14 protein-coding genes and 2 pseudogenes are annotated in these 19,056 nt (G+C 39.6%); 11 read left to right on the top strand and 5 right to left on the bottom strand.

The window, feature by feature from the left end; genetic code table 11:
* The first annotated feature begins 270 nt into the window (after nt 1-270).
* From QRD39_RS03400 to QRD39_RS03355, 10 genes and pseudogenes are all read left to right on the top strand, one after another.
* Nucleotides 271-1,167 (top strand): cation diffusion facilitator family transporter, encoded by an 897-nt coding sequence (locus QRD39_RS03400; protein WP_285955669.1) that lies wholly within the window; start codon nt 271-273, stop codon nt 1,165-1,167.
* Between the two features lie 110 nt (nt 1,168-1,277).
* Nucleotides 1,278-2,372, top strand: a complete 1,095-nt coding sequence (hemH, locus tag QRD39_RS03395) for a ferrochelatase (protein ID WP_285955668.1) — start codon at nt 1,278-1,280, stop codon at nt 2,370-2,372.
* A gap of 95 nt (nt 2,373-2,467) precedes the next feature.
* Nucleotides 2,468-3,505 carry a zinc-binding dehydrogenase gene (locus tag QRD39_RS03390; protein WP_285955667.1) on the top strand — a complete coding sequence of 346 codons (1,038 nt, stop codon included), beginning with the start codon at nt 2,468-2,470 and terminating at the stop codon, nt 3,503-3,505.
* A gap of 153 nt (nt 3,506-3,658) precedes the next feature.
* Nucleotides 3,659-4,603, top strand: a pseudogene (locus QRD39_RS03385) (IS30 family transposase).
* Nucleotides 4,604-4,765: 162 nt separating this feature from the next.
* On the top strand, nt 4,766-5,161 hold the full coding sequence (locus QRD39_RS03380) for a CopY/TcrY family copper transport repressor (RefSeq protein WP_285955666.1): 396 nt from the start codon (nt 4,766-4,768) through the stop codon (nt 5,159-5,161).
* An 18-nt stretch (nt 5,162-5,179) separates the two neighbouring features.
* Nucleotides 5,180-5,551, top strand: a complete 372-nt coding sequence (locus tag QRD39_RS03375; protein ID WP_285955665.1) for a cupredoxin domain-containing protein — start codon at nt 5,180-5,182, stop codon at nt 5,549-5,551.
* Nucleotides 5,552-5,561: 10 nt separating this feature from the next.
* Complete coding sequence (locus tag QRD39_RS03370) at nt 5,562-7,784, top strand: heavy metal translocating P-type ATPase (protein ID WP_285955664.1); 2,223 nt, start codon at nt 5,562-5,564, stop codon at nt 7,782-7,784.
* Nucleotides 7,785-8,144: 360 nt separating this feature from the next.
* The gene (spxB, locus tag QRD39_RS03365) at nt 8,145-9,920 is read left to right on the top strand and encodes a pyruvate oxidase (protein WP_285955663.1); all 1,776 of its coding nucleotides are present in this window, start codon (nt 8,145-8,147) and stop codon (nt 9,918-9,920) included.
* A gap of 482 nt (nt 9,921-10,402) precedes the next feature.
* Entirely contained in the window at nt 10,403-11,191 is a 789-nt protein-coding gene (locus QRD39_RS03360; RefSeq protein WP_285955662.1) for a hypothetical protein, read from the top strand.
* A gap of 131 nt (nt 11,192-11,322) precedes the next feature.
* Nucleotides 11,323-12,513 (top strand): FRG domain-containing protein, encoded by a 1,191-nt coding sequence (locus QRD39_RS03355; RefSeq protein WP_285955661.1) that lies wholly within the window; start codon nt 11,323-11,325, stop codon nt 12,511-12,513.
* A gap of 83 nt (nt 12,514-12,596) precedes the next feature.
* On the opposite strand, the pseudogene QRD39_RS03350 reads toward QRD39_RS03355, so the two are convergent.
* The 4 genes and pseudogenes from QRD39_RS03350 to QRD39_RS03335 all read right to left on the bottom strand — a co-directional run bounded on the left by QRD39_RS03350 (nt 12,597) and on the right by QRD39_RS03335 (nt 16,471).
* A pseudogene (locus tag QRD39_RS03350) lies at nt 12,597-12,868 on the bottom strand (TetR/AcrR family transcriptional regulator).
* Between the two features lie 180 nt (nt 12,869-13,048).
* Nucleotides 13,049-13,684 carry an HAD-IA family hydrolase gene (locus QRD39_RS03345; RefSeq protein ID WP_285955660.1) on the bottom strand — a complete coding sequence of 212 codons (636 nt, stop codon included), beginning with the start codon at nt 13,682-13,684 and terminating at the stop codon, nt 13,049-13,051.
* 71 nt (nt 13,685-13,755) lie between these two features.
* A complete protein-coding gene (locus tag QRD39_RS03340; protein WP_285955659.1) occupies nt 13,756-14,355 on the bottom strand; it encodes a hypothetical protein in 600 nt (199 codons plus the stop codon).
* The gene (locus QRD39_RS03335) at nt 14,333-16,471 is read right to left on the bottom strand and encodes a DEAD/DEAH box helicase family protein (RefSeq protein WP_285955658.1); all 2,139 of its coding nucleotides are present in this window, start codon (nt 16,469-16,471) and stop codon (nt 14,333-14,335) included. The genes QRD39_RS03340 and QRD39_RS03335 overlap by 23 nt, the downstream gene beginning before the upstream one ends.
* 216 nt (nt 16,472-16,687) lie before the next feature.
* On the opposite strand from QRD39_RS03335, the gene QRD39_RS03330 reads away from it, so the two are divergent.
* Nucleotides 16,688-17,656 carry an ABC transporter substrate-binding protein gene (locus QRD39_RS03330; protein WP_008534684.1) on the top strand — a complete coding sequence of 323 codons (969 nt, stop codon included), beginning with the start codon at nt 16,688-16,690 and terminating at the stop codon, nt 17,654-17,656.
* Nucleotides 17,657-17,702: 46 nt separating this feature from the next.
* Here QRD39_RS03330 and QRD39_RS03325 read toward each other — a convergent pair whose 3' ends face one another.
* Nucleotides 17,703-19,043 carry an MATE family efflux transporter gene (locus QRD39_RS03325; protein WP_285955657.1) on the bottom strand — a complete coding sequence of 447 codons (1,341 nt, stop codon included), beginning with the start codon at nt 19,041-19,043 and terminating at the stop codon, nt 17,703-17,705.
* Nucleotides 19,044-19,056 lie beyond the last annotated feature (13 nt).

Below are 19,056 nucleotides of genomic sequence, written 5' to 3'. Positions count from 1 at the left end.
AACAAACTGTTCAATAACGTACACAGAGAACGGTTTGCTTCTATCCTTTCTGTTGATAGTATTGGATAATAGATAAAAAGGAGAAGAGATTATGGTCTCATTCTTCTGAATATCAATTGGAGTAAATGAATGACGCAATAGCTGATTGGACTCTTCTTTCACTATTTGGCTCAGAAGAGCGCCTAATCAGCCTTGCGGGGTGGGAATACGAATAAATTTTTATAAAAATTTATTCTGTTCCACTCCCATTATAACAAAGGAAACAAGATTATGAAGACAAAATATGCAGTTTGGCTGGCTTTTTTCTTAAATCTAAGCTTTGCCATTGTTGAGTTTATAGCAGGAGGGATTTTTGGTTCCAGTGCAGTTCTCGCTGATTCGGTTCATGACTTTGGGGATGCGGTTGCTATTGGTATCTCGGCTTTCCTAGAGAGCATTTCCAATCGGAAAGAAGACAGCCATTACACCTTGGGCTACAAGCGTTTTAGCCTTTTAGGGGCTATGGTGACCGCTGTGATCCTGATGACAGGGTCTGGTATGGTGATTTTGGAAAATATGGTCAAACTCTTTCACCCACAACCTGTCAATGAAGAAGGGCTTCTCTGGCTTGGAATCATTGCCGTCAGTGTAAATGTCTTAGCAAGTCTGGTCATTCGTAAGGGACAAACCAAGAATGAATCCATTCTCAGCCTGCACTTTTTGGAAGACATCCTAGGTTGGGTCGCCGTCATCCTGATGGCCATTGTTCTCCGATATACTGACTGGTATATCCTGGATCCGCTCCTGTCCCTTGCTATTTCCTTCTTTATTCTATCAAAAGCCATTCCACGTTTTTGGTCTACGCTCAGGATTTTCCTGGATGCTGTGCCGGAAGGAGTGAACATCCAGAAGATCAAGACGGATCTGGCAGAGTTGGACCATGTCGCTAGTATTAACCAGCTTAATCTTTGGACCATGGACGGTTTGGAGAAAAATGCCATCGTCCATGTATGTCTGGAGCATGTCAAGCATATGGAGGTCTGTAAAGAGTCTATCCGCACCTTGCTCAAAGAGAGGGGCTTTCAAAATGTCACTATTGAAGTGGATGAAGACCTAGCAACTCACCGTGCTCACAAGCGAAATATCGAAGAGCTGGAGGCAGAAAGTGAGCACGAACACCATCATTAAGGTTTGTTTTTAAACTCTTAGAGGCTTCTCTAGGAGTTTTTTTGACACTAAACTCTCTAAATTATGCCTTTTCATGCTAAAATAGAACAAACGTGGAACAAGGAGTAATTATGAGTAAGAGAGCTGTGTTGATGATGACCTTTGGGTCACCAGAAGAGATTACCTATGAAGGAGTAGCGGAGTTTTTCACGAATATCCGGCGTGGTGTTCGTCCTAAACCACATGAAATTCAGACTTTATATGACAATTACGTCCGAATTGGTGGAACTCCACTTCAAAGGATAACTAGACAAGAAGTGGATTTGGTTGCTTCTGCTCTTGGAGAACGAGCGTCGGTCTACTTTGCTAATAAATTTTCCCGCCCTTTTATCACTGATGTAATCAAAGAGATGGAGAATGACGGAATTGAAGAATGTTTGTGCTTGATTTTAGAGCCTCATTATTCTTACTATTCTGTCATGGGATATGAAAAATTTTTAGAAAGTGAGCAGATTAGGTTCCAAATTATCAAGGATTGGTACCAAGAACCGTCACTTCTCCACTATTGGGCAGATGAGATTCGAAATATTTTAAATCAAATTGGAGATGACAGCTATAAGGTGATTTTTTCAGCTCACAGTGTACCAGTTTTGGCCCTTGATTTTGGCGATCCTTATATCGATCAGATTTATGACAATACTCGCTTGATTGTGGAAATTTTAGGCTTTGAAGAAGACCAGTATACCAATACATGGCAGAGTGAAAGTGATATTGGTATTCCTTGGATTAAGCCTGATGTCTTAGAATACCTTCGTGATGAGAAGAAACACCCTGCCCACTATATTTTTGTCCCGATAGCTTTTATTAGTGAGCATATTGAGGTTCTTTTTGATAATGATGTGGAGTGTAAGGAGCTTTGTCAAGAGCTTGGTGTGGTCTATCACCGTCCTCCTATGCCAAATAGCGATTCTCGTTTGATTAAAGCACTTCTTTCAACTATTCAGTCTCATATAGACGGTGACTATCGTTACTATCAACCTCAACTAGAGACTTTTGATGAGTTGGAAGCCCCTTCAAACACAGGAGAGATTTTAGAAGAGGAAGAAGATATTCAGATGCCTGATTTCGTCAAAAAATTGATTGCTAAAAAAGGTCGAGAGAATGTCAAGATGCCATATCTAGTTAAGAAAATGCTTGAAAAGAAGTATGGAAAAAAATATGATTAAGTAACTAAATATGACCGTAATAGGGAGTGTTTGATGTGAGCGATTTCTTGTTAAAAAGTATATACTATCAGAAACGAAAGAATAGAGGTTATTAAATGAAATCAGCAGTTTATACAAAAGCTGGGCAGGTTGGCATTGAGGAAATCAAACGTCCAAGCATTCAAGAGGCAGATGATGCCATTATCAAGATAGTACGTACTTGTGTTTGTGGCTCTGATCTTTGGAGTTACCGCAATCCAGAAATCGAAGAGGGACATAGAAATAGCGGTCATGAGGCTATCGGAATTGTCCAAGAAGTGGGCGAGGAAGTTACTACAGTAAAACCAGGTGACTTTGTCATTGCCCCTTTCACACACGGTTGTGGTCAGTGTGATGCTTGTCGTGCTGGTTTTGACGGTTCTTGTGATAACCACCCGAGCAATAACTGGTCTGGTGGCGTTCAGGCTGAGTATATCCGTTTCCACTTTGCTAACTGGGCCCTTGTCAAAATTCCTGGGCAACCATCTGATTATACCGAAGCCATGCTTAAATCCTTCTTGACGCTGGCAGATGTTATGCCGACAGGTTACCATGCGGCACGTGTGGCTAATGTGCAAAAGGGTGACAAGGTGGTTGTTATCGGAGATGGGGCTGTTGGTCAATGTGCTGTCATCGCAGCTAAGATGCGTGGTGCTTCACAAATTGTCCTTATGAGTCGTCACGAAGATCGTCAAATAATGGCTTTGGAGTCAGGTGCGACTGCAGTTGTTGCTGAACGTGGCGAAAAAGGCATTGCCAAAGTCCGTGAAATCCTCGGGGGAGGAGCAGATGCAGCTCTTGAGTGTGTCGGTACAGAAGCAGCGGTAGATCAAGCCCTTGGAGTCCTTCACAATGGTGGTCGCATGGGATTTGTTGGTGTTCCGCACTATGAAAACCGTGCCATTGGGTCAACCTTTGGACAAAATATCTCAGTTGCAGGTGGAGCTGCCTCTGTTACTACCTACGACAAACAGCTCTTACTCAAGGCTGTATTGGATGGAGACATCAATCCAGGCCGAGTCTTTACGACAAGTTATAAATTGGAAAATATTAATCAGGCCTATAAAGATATGGATGAACGCAAGACCATCAAGGCTATGATTGTGATAGAGTAACGAAAAGTCTAGTAGAATTGTTTCTACTAGACTTTTAACTTGGTGTACATAAAATTTTTTAAAATCCCCAATTTGTAAATTAGGCTAGACAGAAAAAGCCATCTATGTTAGGCTCAGATAAACACCATATTTGTCTGAAAAAAACTAACATAAATGACCTATACTCATCTTACCACAAACGAGCTCGTAATGATGGAGGCTTACTATCAAGAAAACACAAAAGTTTCAGATATTGTGACTTCACTTGGCAGATCAAAACAGACAATCTACAATGTCATCAACTATCTGAAAGAGGGGCACTCTGCATATGATTACTATAACCGTTATAAAGTCAATAAGAAACGTTGTGGTCGGAATAAAACAAGTCTTACGCAATCAGAAAAAGATTTTATCCAAACTCATTTAGAACAAAATTGGAGTCTTGATGTTATTAAAGGAACTTATCCAGATAGGGTTTCTTGTTCTATGAGAACTCTCTAACGACTAGCAGACCGTGGTATTATAAAGAAAGAGGATTTCCCTTGGAAAGGCTAAAGAAAACCAAATGGTCATAGCGAAAAACGAGGAAAACAAGCGTTTCGTAGCGATTTGCGTGAGAGAGCAGACAGTTATCCCGATTTTAAGACGGAATTCGGTCATCAAGAAGGAGATACAATTGTGGGAGAAAAGAACAAAAGTGCAGTCATTACCTTAGTAGAACGCTGCTCAAAAGCCATCATCACACTGAAAACCAATGGACGGAAAGAAAGTGATATTGAGGCTTCCATTAATCAATGGTTGTCTCAAGTCCCCAGCCACCTCTTTAAGTCGACCACTTTTGATTGCAGGAAAGAATTTTCTAATTGGAAATCTATTTCGAATGCGCATGACATTGATATTTTCTTTGCGGACCCAGGATGTCCTGGGCAACGAGGTCTCAATGAACATTCTAATGGCTTATTAAGACGAAATGGACTACCTAAACAAATGGATTTTACGAATATTTCTCAAAATTATTTATCAGCTATAGCTGATAAAAGCAATAGAATTCCTAGGAAGTCTTTGAATTATCAAACACCATACCAAGTTTTTCTGAGTTACATAAAAAGTCTAACTTAATTTGACAATTTAGGGAGATAAAAATAGGGAGTGAAAAGCCCAACCAGACAAATCTTCAAAGGAAGATTTTTTTTTTTTTAAAACTTTTGGTTGACAAATGTAAATCTTAGGTGTAAAATAACATCATAAGATTTACAAATGTAGATTTAGAAAGGAGAGGTCATGCAAATTTCCAATGCAGAGTGGCGCATCATGAAGATTATCTGGATGGAAGGCAAGCAGACCAGCACGGATTTGATCGCCGCCTTGTCCGAGCGCTTTGACTGGTCGAAGTCAACCATCAAGACCCTCTTGACCCGCTTGGTGGAGAAAGGCTGTCTGACCAGAGAAAAATCAGGCAAAGTCTTTGTCTACTCGGCTTTGTTGAAGCAGGACCAGAGTTTAGACTTGGTGGTTGAGGAGGTGAAAGACAAGGTTTGCTCAAAAAGAATTGTCCAGGTGCTTGATAACTTGATTCAGGCGAGTGACTTTACGCTTGCAGATCTTAATCAGCTGCAGCAGGTCCTGGAAGAAAAGAAAGCAGAGGCTGTCGAAACAGTCCCTTGCAATTGTATGTAATAGAAAGAAGGAAATTCCATGTTTGGATTGTTAATTAGTATTGTTTGTTTACTTGGGGTTGCTTTTATTGCTTGGTGGTTCTTTGCAGAGCATGAAAAGGTAAGCGGCCAAGCTCGTCAGAAATCAGGTTATCAAGAAATTGAAGTCGAAGTCATGGGGGGCTATTCGCCTGAAACCATTGTCCTGAAAAAGAATGTTCCAGCCCGGATCATCTTTAATCGCAAGGATCCATCTTCATGTCTGGCTCAAGTGATCTTTCCAGATTTTGGCGTTCATGAAGATTTGCCTTTAGGTGAAAAACATGTCATTGAAATTACGCCAGAAAAAGCGGGCGAATATGGGTTTTCATGTGGAATGAACATGATGCATGGTCAAATGATTGTGGAATAAAGGAGTAGGTATGGTAGAAAAACAAAAAGCAGTTGTGGAAAACGGAGTGCAAAAGATCCGTATTACAGCAGAAAAGGGCTATAGTCCCAAAGAATTTCAACTTCAAAAAGGGATCCCTGCTGAAATCACCTTCCATCGGGTCAATCCTTCCGGCTGTTACAAGGAAATTTTGTTTGAAGATCAGGGGATTTTAGAGCCTTTGGAAGTCGGTGTGGATAAGGTGATATCCTTTACCCCGACAGAAACAGGGGACTTTGAGTTTTCATGTGGAATGAAGATGCAAAAGGGTTCCTACACGGTTGTGGAAAAACGCCGTCGTGTCTTAAGTTTACTGGGTCGCTTTTGGATTACTAGTATCTTTACCCTTCCTTTATTGATCTTGATGATCGGGATGTGGGCAGGACTTGTATCTCATCCAGTCAATCGCTGGGGAAACTTTATAGCGACAACACCGATCATGTTGGTAGCAGGAGTACCTTTTATCAAGAGTGCCTGGGCCTCATTTAAGAAACACCATTCCAATATGGATACCTTGGTAGCTCTTGGAACCCTGGTAGCCTATGTCTATAGTGTATTTGCCCTTTTTACTGGTCTGCCAGTATACTTTGAGGCTGCAGGTTTTATCATCTTCTTTATCCTCTTAGGGCAAATCTTTGAAGAACGGATGCGTAACAATGCCTCCGAGGCTGTGGAAAAGTTGTTGGATTTGCAGGCAAAAACGGCTCAAGTTCTCCGTGATGGGAACTATGTCGAGGTGGCGGCGGAAGATATCCAAATTGGTGACTTGATTCGGGTCCGTCCTGGGGAAAAGATTGCGGTTGATGGGACGATTGTAGAAGGAAGTACGACCATTGATGAGTCCATGGTGACAGGTGAAAGCTTGCCTGTGGAAAAATCAGTTGGTGATGCAGTTATCGGCTCCACTATCAACAGCAATGGGACCATTCTCTTTAAGGCTGAAAAAGTTGGTAGTGAGACCCTCTTATCTCAAATTGTGGACTTTGTCAAAATGGCCCAATCCAGTCGTGCTCCTATTCAAGATTTGACGGATAAGATTTCAGGTATCTTTGTTCCAGTGGTGACGATTTTGGCCATTGCGACTTTCTGGGTTTGGTCCGTGCTTCTGGGCGCGTCGCTTCAAGAGGCCATGCTCTATGCAGTCTCTGTCCTCATTATTGCCTGTCCTTGTGCCCTTGGTTTGGCAACTCCAACAGCCCTGATGGTCGGAACCGGCCGTAGTGCCAAGATGGGAGTTCTGATTAAAAATGGAACAGTTCTTCAAGAAGTTCAAAAGATTCAAACCGTTGTGTTTGATAAGACAGGGACTATTACCGTCGGCCAACCACTTGTAACGGATGTGGTAGGAGATGAAGCGCGTGTCTTGACACTGGCTGCTAGTCTTGAAACTTTTTCAGAACATCCACTAGCCCAAGCGGTATTATCCCAAGCAGAAGAAAAAGGTTTGGTGTTATCCCCTGTGGAAAACTTCCAAGCGATTGAAGGAAAAGGGGTCCAAGGTCAGATCGACCAGCAGTTGGTGACCTTGGGAAATGGCAAACTTCATGACGGGACAGCGATGGATCCGGAGCTTGAAAAACGGATGGTAGACTTGCAAGAGCAGGCCAAAACAGTGATCAGTTTGTCTGTGGATGGGCAAGTGATTGGCTTGATTGCCATTCAAGATGCTCCAAAGGCCAGCTCAAAAGAAGCGATCAAAAAGCTCAAAGAACGGGGCTTGAAAACGGTCATGTTAACGGGGGATAATGAACGGGTGGCCCAAGCTATTGCTAAGCAAGTGGGAATTGACACCGTCATTGCTGATGTCCTTCCTCAAGAAAAAGCTAGCGCCATCCAAAAACTGCAAGAAGCTAGCAAGGTCGCCTTTGTTGGAGATGGCATCAATGATGCTCCTGCTCTTTCGATCGCAGATGTGGGAATCGCTATGGGATCTGGAACGGATATTGCAATCGAGTCCGGTGGCATTGTGCTCACGCAAAATGATTTGCTTGGCGTTGTGCGCGCCTTTGACATGAGTCAAAAGACATTCCGCAGGATCTTACTCAATCTCTTCTGGGCCTCTATCTACAATATCATTGGGCTTCCAATTGCTGCTGGAGTCTTTGTAGGACTGGGATTGACCCTCAATCCAGAACTAGCAGGTCTTGCTATGGCCCTTAGTTCTTTGTCTGTTTTGACTAGCTCGCTGCTTCTCAATGTTTCGAAAATTGATTAGACTCAATAAAAAAAATGGTACAGAATTCATTTAAGATTCTGTACCACTTTTTATATTTTCTTACAGCCACAAGAGAAGACGGGTTCATAGATTTTATAATAAAATATCCTATTATAAGATAGTTTGTGAAAATTTCTCAAATTCAGCATCTGTAATGTAATAGGGATTGAGCATCTCTGAGCAGATCCTTATACATGTGAATCTCTTTGTGTTAAATTAGTACTGTAATCGTTTTGTAAAACGTTTTCATGAGAATGGTCAGAATAAATTCATTTTCAAGACGAGCTTTAATCGCAAAGATGAAGTAGAAGCGCTGTGCTTCATTTTTCAGGATCAAATTAGAAATAAAGGAGAGTTAGAATGACTCAAGGGAAAATTACTGCATCTGCAGCAATGTTGAACGTATTGAAAACATGGGGTGTAGATACCATCTACGGAATCCCATCTGGAACACTTAGCTCATTGATGGACGCTTTGGCTGAAGACAAAGATATCCGTTTCTTGCAAGTTCGCCACGAAGAAACTGGTGCTCTTGCAGCAGTTATGCAAGCTAAATTTGGTGGCTCTATCGGGGTTGCAGTTGGTTCAGGTGTACCTGGTGCGACTCACTTGATCAATGGTGTTTATGATGCAGCGATGGACAACACTCCATTCCTTGCGATTCTTGGATCACGTCCAAATAACGAGCTGAACTTGGATGCCTTCCAAGAGCTCAACCAAAACCCAATGTACAACGGTATCGCTGTATACAACAAACGTGTAGCTTACGCAGAACAATTGCCAAAAGTGATTGACGAAGCTTGCCGTGCTGCTGTTTCTAAAAAAGGTCCAGCCGTTGTTGAAATTCCAGTAAACTTTGGTTTCCAAGAAATCGACGAAAACTCATACTATGGATCAGGTTCTTACGAACGCCGCTTCATCGCTCCTGCTTTGAACGAAGTGGAAATCAACAAAGCTGTTGAAATCTTGAACAATGCGGAACGCCCAGTGATCTATGCTGGTTTCGGTGGAGTTGGTGCTGGTGATGTCATCATTGAATTGTCTCGTAAAATCAAAGCACCAATCGTCACAACTGGTAAAAACTTTGAAGCTTTCGAATGGAACTACGAAGGGTTGACAGGTTCTGCATACCGTGTTGGTTGGAAACCAGCTAACGAAGTGGTCTTTGAAGCAGACACAGTTCTTTTCCTTGGTTCAAACTTCCCATTTGCTGAAGTTTACGAAGCCTTCAAGAATACTGAAAAATTCATCCAAGTGGATATTGACCCTTACAAACTTGGTAAACGTCACGCTCTTGACGCTTCTATCCTTGGTGACGCAGGTCAAGCAGCTAAAGCAATCCTTGACAAAGTGAACCCAGTTGAATCTACTCCATGGTGGCGTGCTAACGTGAAGAACAACCAAAACTGGCGTGATTACATGAACAAACTCGAAGGTAAAACTGAGGGTGAATTGCAATTGTATCAAGTTTACAATGCAATCAATAAATACGCTGACGAAAATGCAATCTACTCAATTGACGTCGGTGACACTACTCAAACATCTACTCGTCACCTTCACATGACTCCTAAGAACATGTGGCGTACATCTCCACTCTTTGCGACAATGGGTATTGCCCTTCCTGGTGGTATCGCTGCTAAGAAAGACAATCCAGATCGCCAAGTATGGAACATCATGGGTGATGGAGCCTTCAACATGTGCTACCCAGACGTGATTACAAACGTTCAATACGACCTTCCAGTTATCAACGTTGTCTTCTCAAATGGTAAATATGCCTTCATCAAGGACAAATACGAAGACACAAACAAACACTTGTTTGGTTGTGACTTCACAAATGCTGACTATGCAAAAATCGCTGAAGCTCAAGGTGCAGTTGGATTTACAGTAGACCGTATCGAAGATATCGATGCTGTTGTTGCTGAAGCTGTTAAATTGAACAAAGAAGGTAAGACAGTTGTGATCGATGCCCGCATCACTCAACACCGTCCACTTCCAGTAGAAGTGCTTGAGTTGGATCCAAAACAACACTCAGAAGAAGCCATCAAAGCCTTCAAGGAAAAATACGAAGCGGAAGAACTCGTACCATTCCGCCTCTTCTTGGAAGAAGAAGGGTTGCAATCACGCGCAATCAAATAATTCCTCTCGTCGAAAATCAAAGATAAATTTGTAGACTTCTTTATTAGGTTACTGCCGACGATTTCATCATTGAAACCTTAATTTTCAATGATGGAATCAAGTGCGGAGCCTAGAAAAAGTCCCAAAGGATTCTTCGTAGTTTGATGAGCAAGGATTTGCCATCAAACTTGGTTCCGCCTTGTTTATTCTTTGATTTTCTTAGAGAGAAAAGTGAAAAGATCGGAGTAATCCGGTCTTTTTGATTAAAGACAAAATCTTCTTTGAACTTTCCTTAGGTGATGACTAAGGTTGGTTGGACTGAGAAAAGTAGGGAGAGAACCAATCCAATTTCATCTGACATTTCTTTCAAAGAATGTTAAAATAAAGATAGGATAATGTAATCGTTTACATCAACTTAGTAATGTTCTTCATATTTTCAGAAAATAGATTTTACCAATTGCTAGTCTTTCGTTTATTTGCTTTAGATTATAGGAGGTAGAGCTATGAAAAAGAAAATCAATCATTGTTTACTTTCGTTTCTCATACTAATTTTAGCCTTGTTTTTGACTGGATTCAGAAAAATGAAGACTAGTGATTACAACAAGGTCAGAGGGGTTATTGTCGAAAACTGTAATAAAGTAGGTCTGCATGGTAAGGTTACTATTACTAAATTGTACTGGACAGCCTTAGAAATACCAACTTACCACGTGACTTATACCTATTCTGAGAAAACTTACGATGACCAGAAAGTAGTATTAGAGCAGAATACGGCTATTCATGAAGAAGGGTCAAGTGACTCTTATGGCAATGTTCCAGAATATAAAGAATCGTTTTTGAAGCAGAAATCTATCCAAAAGGTTGAGAAGAAAATTGAAAAACAATTGAAGAAACAAAAACTCGGTCTTCCTATTAGTTCATTTAGTTTTCTATCTAACTTCAGTCATGATGAAAAGGAGAAAAATCTGTATACCTTAGCGTCAGACAATCTCAAGGAAGGTAAGAAAGACTTTGCAGGTTACTATCAAATTCCCTACCAAACCTTGATTGATAAAGAGTTGATTGAGATGGTCATTTATATCGATGAAAAGACAACGGTCAAAACACAAGATATGAAAGAAGCTGCCAAAAAGTTGGATGCCAGTGATCTTCCAAATGGTGAATATAGTTTTTATCAATCTAATTTTGAAGATGGACCAAATAATTCAGTCGATTACAATTTTAAAGTAAAGGATGGGAAAGTCGTTTTTTATGAGGATGAGAATCTAGTAATAGAAGATGAAGTTCAAAAATGAGGGGTTGAAGAAATAACTATGTTGAGGAATTAGAAGTTACTCTGAATTTTTAGAATAGTTCTTTAATTAAGGTAATTATGTTATAGTCAATGTGTATAAAATTATTTTATCTATCGAGGAGTTAAATTAAAATGGTTAAATGTTATGAGAATCCTTTAAAGGTTGAATCGGTCACTCAATTTTTAGATTATATTATTAAAGGAATAGAGAAAAATCGAAATAAGTGTAATTTCTATTATAGAGGTGAAAATCAATTTTTCCCTCTTCGCTTACCAAATTTTTTTACCCATGAGAATAGTGAAAAATTAACAAGAGAAGGCTCAGAATTTTATTATAGATCCTTAATTAATGAACTGGGGAGAGTTGACTATGGTGATAGCTTCTCACTTTTTCAGTTAATGTCTGAATTGCAACACTATGAAGCTAAAACTAGAATGCTAGATATCTCTTCGAATCCATTAGTCGCTTTGTATTTTGCTACCGAGGAAAATAAGAATTGGCAAAATAGAGGAGATAATAAATTAATGAATGGCCAGGTTTATATCTTCTTTGAGAAAACAAATCAGGAAAAATTTGATACTGGACATACTGTGGCAATTAAAAGTGCCTTAAATTTTATTTCTCAAGATAAAATTGATGCTTTTTTAATTATTATGAACGAGTTAGTTTCACAAATAGGTGACAGAGACTACTCTACTTTATATAAAAACGGTAGAAGTAACTTTTATTTGTATGAAAGTATTGATGAAATATTAGATGATGCAGAAGACTGTGAAGACTTTTTGGTAGAATATGATAACAGAGAAGAGTTGTTCTTTTTTAACACACCACTTACTTCAATTTTACAAGAAGAAGATTATACAGCATTTTGTTGTGAAATTGAATATAAGGAGCCAACGACAGTTTTGAGAAATACACTTAAACAAATTCTTGAAGAATTTTTAGAGCTAGTTAATCAAAGGGCGAAATTAAGCGAAAAATTAAGATACCCTATCAAGATATATTTGGATTTAATAAATTCGCATATTATACTTTCATCTAAAAGAACAGATAGATTAAGACAACAACAAGGAGCATTTATATATCCGTGTTTTAGTCAAGCAAATAAAGATATTGAATTTGAAAGAATTAAGAAAATTATTCATAATTCAATTGTTAGTAAAGCTACTACTTTAGAAATTAATGGAGAAGAATATACACATATTATAATTCCAAATGAAAAGAAGAAGGATATTCAGAAAGAATTATCTTTAATTGGAATAGATGAAGGATTTATTTATCCAGATATTAAACATCGTTCAAGTGCTTTATTAAACAGATAAGTAATACTATCACTATTTTATATTCAATTTAAGGATATCTGTATTATTTATTCGACGCCAGTGGTTTAAAGGAGATGCAGGAGTTAGATGTTTTTGTATCTCATAATCCCTCTAATTATCGTGAAATGTATCATATAATATTCTTTATCCTCACAATCAAGAACTTGCTCGGCTAGGTCGTACTTGTCTAAATAATGAGCGTAAAAGGTTCCCTTGCTGATGAGACATTCTTTGATAATGAGGCTAGTGTAGTGGTTAGCTTTTCAAAAGGCATTGTTTCTAGTAGTTTTAAAAAAGTTGTCTCAATTCGTTGCTTGGTTTTGACGACACGAGCATCGGTTTTCTTATCTTTCATAGAACTAGTCTAGTACACCTTCAGGACTTGTTTTTAATTAGAAATGAAAATATCAAAGAATAGGTGGCTTGTGGAAATAGGGTTAAGCCGAAAGAACTTAATGAAAAATTTATTCTACATGTTATTATTAGCGATAAAAAAAGCATGATTGTATAGTCATGCTCTTTTCATTATCAATTTTTATTTCAAAATATCCCAGAGTTCTTGGGTATTATGAGCAACTAAATCAGGATTTTCTGCCAAGAGGGTATCGTTTGTCCCGAATCCCCAAGTAACAGCCAAGGTCTTGATACCAACTGTTTTTCCGCCAATCATGTCATACTTGGTGTCACCAACAATGACAGAACTGTCCTTAGGTGACTGATTTTCAGTAATCGCCCGTTGTAAGACATCAGCCTTGTGTAAAGCAGCAGGCGTAGACCCATAAATGCCATCAAAATAGGCAGTAAGGCCCAGATGTTGGCACATCTTTTGGGCAACAGGCTCATTTTTTGAAGTAGTGATGTAAATTTTCTTATTAGGATTCTGCTTCAGTTCCTGAAGAACCTCCTTAATGCCATCGTAGAGATGGGCTTCAAATTGCCCTTTGGTCTCATAATACTCTCGATAAATTTTGACAGCTTGGGCAGCATCTTCTTCACTAATTTCTTCTTTAAACGTCACTTCTAGAGGTGGTCCCATAAAGGTGCGAATTTTTTTATCACTAGGAACAGGAAGGCCTAGTCTTTCAAAGGTTTGAACAAAACCATTGTGGATGCCCTCAGAACTATCAACGAGGGTCCCATCAAGGTCGAAAAAAATATGGGTAATTGTCATAAGATTCTCCAATACAGTATCTTTTGGTTTATTGTATAGCGATAAGACAGGAATAGTCGTTTTGGTTTTTGTCATTCTAATGTTGACATGACTTTTTTGCGTGTAATGGTGCGTTCTTGCTTGTTGCCAAGTGCCTTGATACGGGCCTCAAGTAAAATATGGCGTTCTTGAGGATTTCGTGTATAAATCAAGTCATATTTGCCGAGGCTTTTTTGCACGTGTTCGAGAAAGCTAGTCGCATCACTTTTACGTTTTTCAAACATGCTAGGTACAGCAAAATATTCGGTCTGGTCTAATACCTTGTGACTAGCTTTTAAGATATAACGTTGATTTTCAATCGGGGCGAAAAATTCAGTTATGGCTTGAGCGAAGATTTCTTTTTCTTTCATAGAAGCACCCTTGAGATAAATGGCGTTATATAAGGCTTGTTTACTATCTCTGACTACTCTAGGAGCAGATTCTTTAGTTTCAATCTGACCTGCATCTAGCAGGGCTTGATGAATAGCTTTTCCAAATATTTCCAAACGTTTATAGGGGCTTTTATAAATGGCATATCTTCCCCAAACGATAGCTAGTGCAATAATGGAGAGCAAAAGAATCGTAAGATTAAAATTTGACAGTGTCCCACCAATCAGATATTTGCCAAAGTCAAAGATAGCATAGGTGACCACGAATGCTTGAAAAAAGCAGGATAGCTTTCTTCCAATCGTTAAGGTACGCCATTGGTAAAAAGTGTTTGTCAACGTCAACCTTATTAGTCACCTCAATGTCCTCATAAAGGGGCAGGGCTTGTTGCCAACGGTCTTTTAGTTCCTGTCGATTCTGAGATTGCGGTACGGTGTTTTGATTGTGTTTATCCAAGCTTTTCTGGTTGAATTTGAGATTATTAAGCTCCAGTCGCTCCATGCCAGACTCAATCGTCTGCTCATGATAATGAAGGCCTAGAAATTGCTTCATGCGACGATTTAACAAGTCTAAGTCGGGACTTAGCTCATATAATTGAAGCTCGTTAATCTCAGCGTATTTTTCCTCAATATTTTGAGTTTCATACCAGTGTCTTGATGAAAAATTAATGGAAATCAAATGCCAGATATTACTGGTTTTTTCAGGATTGTCAGGCCAGATTCGGATGGCACGTCCACGCATCTGATTGCTTAGCATGAAACTACCAACAAAACTAGCTAATATGAGGGAATTCACACAAGGAGCATCCCAGCCCTCACCTAGGAGAGATTTGGTTCCAATAATCACCTGAATATCTCCCTCTTGGAAAAGTTGGGTAAGGGCAGTCACTAGGTCATGGTGAGAACCAGAAACACTGACCTTTAGGTATTGATCTTGTCTTAACTGTCCAACAACCTCATACGACAAACGAGAACTAGGAATAAGTTTTTCTAAAGGTTCTTTGGCAGCAGTCGGGATAATCACCAAACTTCCTGTCAATACAGCCATGGGTACCGACCAAGACTGCTCAAGCATTTCTCTACGAATGGATTCGAAGTAGGAAAGGACACCAAGTTGTGTGAACTCTGCCTTATCATCACCTAAATGGCTTTGAAAATCTTTTCGAATAAAGTCTGTCAGCACCAACTGTCGAAGATCATTTCCCAAAGCTTGGTATTCCGCTTTAAAGATGTCTCTAGTAGCCTTTAGTTTACCTAGAGATTGATTAAGTAAAACATCTTGCTTTTTATTGCGAATGAGTTTAACTTGATTTCTTTCAATAAGGCCGTTGGCTTTTAAATCACTTTTGATTTGGTTCGAGGCTTCTTCAGTAAAAGTGAACCAATTTGGTACTTGAAAAATAATACCATTGAGCAAGGTTTCAAACCACCCAAGAGAAAAAGCAGGTAAGGCTTTTGCACCAAGTAGCTCTTGAAAATATTGCGGGAAAGGTAGACCCTTGGAACGTAAGAAAATCAATATAGCAGAAAGGTATTTGGGATTAGTCAATAAGTCGTCGTCAGTAATCTGACCTGTCAGTGCCAAGCTAGATTGAATGGTACTAGAGAAATTTTCATCCGCCGAGAGTCTATTTAAACAGTCGTGTTTCTGCTTTTCAAACTGATCTAGGTGTTTTTGTTCCTTCTTAGTCGGAAAGGCAAAGTAAACATAGTCTTGATGAGGGCAGAGTGTTCCTTCCTTAACCAGTTCAGGGACGGTGATTTCTTCGTCAATAACACCGCACATGCTGATGTAACGCTCCCAAAGGGCTGGCTCCCCTTCGTAGGGAGGTGTCGCAGTCAGGGAGACCATATTGAGGTTTGGAAATGACTTACGAAAGATCTCTAAACTCTTCCACCACTCATTTCGCAGATGGTGACACTCATCTAAACAGAGTGTCCCTAAAGCTAACGCCTTAAAGATCTTTTTAAGGTCAAAGCCTTTAAATTCATAATGTTCTTGGTCAGCAGTATCATCCGTGTCTTCAGAAAGGGCGTCTCCCTCAAGCTGATTCATAGCACTATGAAGTGCTTGGTAGGTTGCAACGGTTATAATTTTGGGCTGTTTCAAGTCCTGCGATATGAGTTGGTCTGCTTGACTAGAATCATTTAAAAATGCCTCTTTAATACGATCAACCCATTGCTGCCTGATGGTGACGGTCGGAACAAGAATTAAGCTAGGATTTCCAAAACGCCTTATAAATTCAATTCCCAAGGTCGTCTTACCTGATCCGGGTGCAGCTACTAAGTGAATCTTGCCATCCGACATGTAAGTATCACTCTTGTCAAGAATGCGCTTTTGATATTGTCGCCATTGTCCCTTAAATGAAAGTTCATGTAACATAATTTCCCTCCAGTGTTACTTATCATTATAACATAGTTCCATGACCTAACCTGCCCCTGTTAATACTTGCAAGGTCCTAAAACTCTTACTGTTGGATTATTTAATAGGACCGATTTAAATTCGCTTCTAAAACAAGCTATTAGCCATTGACATTAAAGAAATTTTAAGATAACGTTAAAGGTAACTGATAGTCCTGATTACATTTAAGGAGTTTAAATGAAAAAAACAAATTTTCTTTATTTAGTAGCCATTCTTGCTATTATTTCAGGCCTTTTTTTATACTATTTGCCGAGTATGAACCTTGTCAAAAGTGCTCATGATAGTAATACTAGTCATACCTTTAAAGCTAAGACTATTGTTCATGATTTTGGAACAACGGAGTTGAAAAAAGCGCCAAAACGTATTGTTATTCTTGACAACCTATACGGTGAAATCTTAGAACCGCTTGACCTCACACCAGTGGGTGCTACAACAGGGCAGGAAGGGAGTCAAGAGTTTTCCACTCTCTTTAAGAAACACTACAAGGATGCAGATGTGGTCTCTGTCGGCTGGCAAAAATCTCCTGACCTTGAAAAAATCAAGGAGCTCAAGCCAGATCTTATCCTTATGACAGTAGATCAAGAAGGTCTCTATGACAAGCTTTCAGAGATTGCCCCAACCGTTGGTTATCGCATAAACACAGATGAAAATTGGGATTACCACGAAACTTCGCTAAAGGTTGCCGAAATTTTTGACAAGCGTGATGAGATGAAAGATGCTCTTGATAGAATGGATGCCAAAGAAGCCGTTTTTGCTGAAAATGTTAAGGCTAAGTTTGGTGACCAAAAGCTCATGTATCTGCGCGTGACGGGCAATGACATTCGCTATTATGCTTATGGACATTTTGGTTATCTCTATGACACTTACAAGTTCAATCGTGCTCAAACCTTTAATCCAGAGGATATGTACCAAGTTATTGATATCGATAAACTTAAAGATCTTAATCCAGACCTCTTGATTGTTCAAGCGGATTCTCAGGAACTTCTTGATAACAAACTGAAGAATACATCTGTTTGGAGCAATCTAAAAGCTGTTCAAAATAACAATGTTATCTATGCAGATTATTCAACCTACATGCTGGGCTTTGGAATCGTCTCTCAGGAAGCTATTATGAATCAGATTTCAGACGAATGGGGACTAAAGTAACGTAAAAACGACCTCAATGGTCGTTTTTCTCTGTTTAAAAAGTCGTCTAGCTAACGAATAAGCGTCGAATATGTTTTTGTAAAGCAAAATAGAGTTGAATGGTCATGGGAATCCAAATTAAGGGCTCACATAAGATAACGCCAAGGTAACCCAAATATGGAATAACTAAGATGACAAAGAGAATTTTACCAAAAAGCTCAATGAAACTAGATGTCAAAGGCGTTAATTTTTTTCCTAGACCCTGCAGGCAATTCCTAAAAATGAAGAGCATCCCTAAAATGGGATAAAAGAGAGAGCTGATACGCAGATAGCGACTGGCATTTTCATTAATAATAGCCTCGTTTGAGCCAGAGATAAGTTCTGCCAGAAATGGACTAGCCATATAGAGGATTGCACAAGCTATTAGGGACCAAGTTATGGAGACGAGACAAGATTGTTTCAGCCCTGCTAGAATACGTTCAAACTGTTTGGCCCCGAAGTTTTGCGAGATAAAAGTCGTGACCCCAGCAGCAAGAGAGGTCAAAGGAAGAACAGCGAAAGACATGATGCGTCTTGCTGCCACCTGAGCACTAATGATAAGAGTACCAAAGCCGTTAATGGCATATTGCAAGGTGACCGTCCCAATTGATACAATGGAATTCATGAGTCCCATTGCCATACCCTGACCAAAAAGGTCTAGATAAAGACTTGAATCAAAAACAAAATCAGACTTGCTAGGAAGTAGAAAGCCCACCCGTTTCTTGATGTAGAATAGACAGAGGATAGCTGAAAGCCCTTGTGAGATAATCGTTGCCAAACCAGCAGACTGAACACCAAGATGGAGCTGGATGATAAAGAAGAGGTCTAAGAGAATATTGACAAAGGCTGAAAAAATCAGAAAATAAAGGGCAGCTAGACTATCACCAACAGCTCTTAAAAGCCCAGCGCAAAGATTATAGCCCATGGTAACGCCCACACCGGAAACAATCATGGAAATGTATTGATGGGATTGATTGATAATCGATTTAGGAGTTCCTAAAAAGCTCAATAAGGGGTAGAGACCAAAATGTCCTAGTAGCATAACTGAGATACTCAATCCAAGAGCAATAACAAATGTAGCCGCAACAGACTGACGAAGTTTGTTATCATTTTGTGCCCCATAGTAACGGGCAATTACAACACCCATACCATTTCCAACGCCAAGAGCAAAGCCGATAACCAAATCAAAAATAGCAGAAGAAGCTCCTACAGCAGCCAAGGCATCTGGACCTAGAAAACGACCCACAATCATGACATCGGCTGTATTGTAGAGTTGTTGGAAAATATTGGACACTAAGATAGGCAAGACAAAGATTAAAAGAGACCTCAAAATAGGGCCTCGCAACAAGTCAACAGACGAATTTTTCATAGACCTATTATAA

It is taken from the genome of Streptococcus raffinosi (assembly GCF_030284685.1).
GTDB lineage: Bacteria > Bacillota > Bacilli > Lactobacillales > Streptococcaceae > Streptococcus > Streptococcus raffinosi.
This window is presented reverse-complemented; position numbering and strand designations above follow the sequence as displayed.

Coding starts and splice junctions, on each gene's coding strand:
- QRD39_RS03345 (WP_285955660.1), bottom strand. CDS start 13,684: ATGACAATTACCCATATTTTTTTCGACCTTGATGGGACCCTCGTTGAT.
- QRD39_RS03390 (WP_285955667.1), top strand. CDS start 2,468: ATGAAATCAGCAGTTTATACAAAAGCTGGGCAGGTTGGCATTGAGGAA.
- hemH (WP_285955668.1), top strand. CDS start 1,278: ATGAGTAAGAGAGCTGTGTTGATGATGACCTTTGGGTCACCAGAAGAG.
- QRD39_RS03370 (WP_285955664.1), top strand. CDS start 5,562: ATGGTAGAAAAACAAAAAGCAGTTGTGGAAAACGGAGTGCAAAAGATC.
- QRD39_RS03330 (WP_008534684.1), top strand. CDS start 16,688: ATGAAAAAAACAAATTTTCTTTATTTAGTAGCCATTCTTGCTATTATT.
- spxB (WP_285955663.1), top strand. CDS start 8,145: ATGACTCAAGGGAAAATTACTGCATCTGCAGCAATGTTGAACGTATTG.
- QRD39_RS03360 (WP_285955662.1), top strand. CDS start 10,403: ATGAAAAAGAAAATCAATCATTGTTTACTTTCGTTTCTCATACTAATT.
- QRD39_RS03375 (WP_285955665.1), top strand. CDS start 5,180: ATGTTTGGATTGTTAATTAGTATTGTTTGTTTACTTGGGGTTGCTTTT.
- QRD39_RS03335 (WP_285955658.1), bottom strand. CDS start 16,471: ATGTTACATGAACTTTCATTTAAGGGACAATGGCGACAATATCAAAAG.
- QRD39_RS03355 (WP_285955661.1), top strand. CDS start 11,323: ATGGTTAAATGTTATGAGAATCCTTTAAAGGTTGAATCGGTCACTCAA.
- QRD39_RS03400 (WP_285955669.1), top strand. CDS start 271: ATGAAGACAAAATATGCAGTTTGGCTGGCTTTTTTCTTAAATCTAAGC.
- QRD39_RS03325 (WP_285955657.1), bottom strand. CDS start 19,043: ATGAAAAATTCGTCTGTTGACTTGTTGCGAGGCCCTATTTTGAGGTCT.
- QRD39_RS03380 (WP_285955666.1), top strand. CDS start 4,766: ATGCAAATTTCCAATGCAGAGTGGCGCATCATGAAGATTATCTGGATG.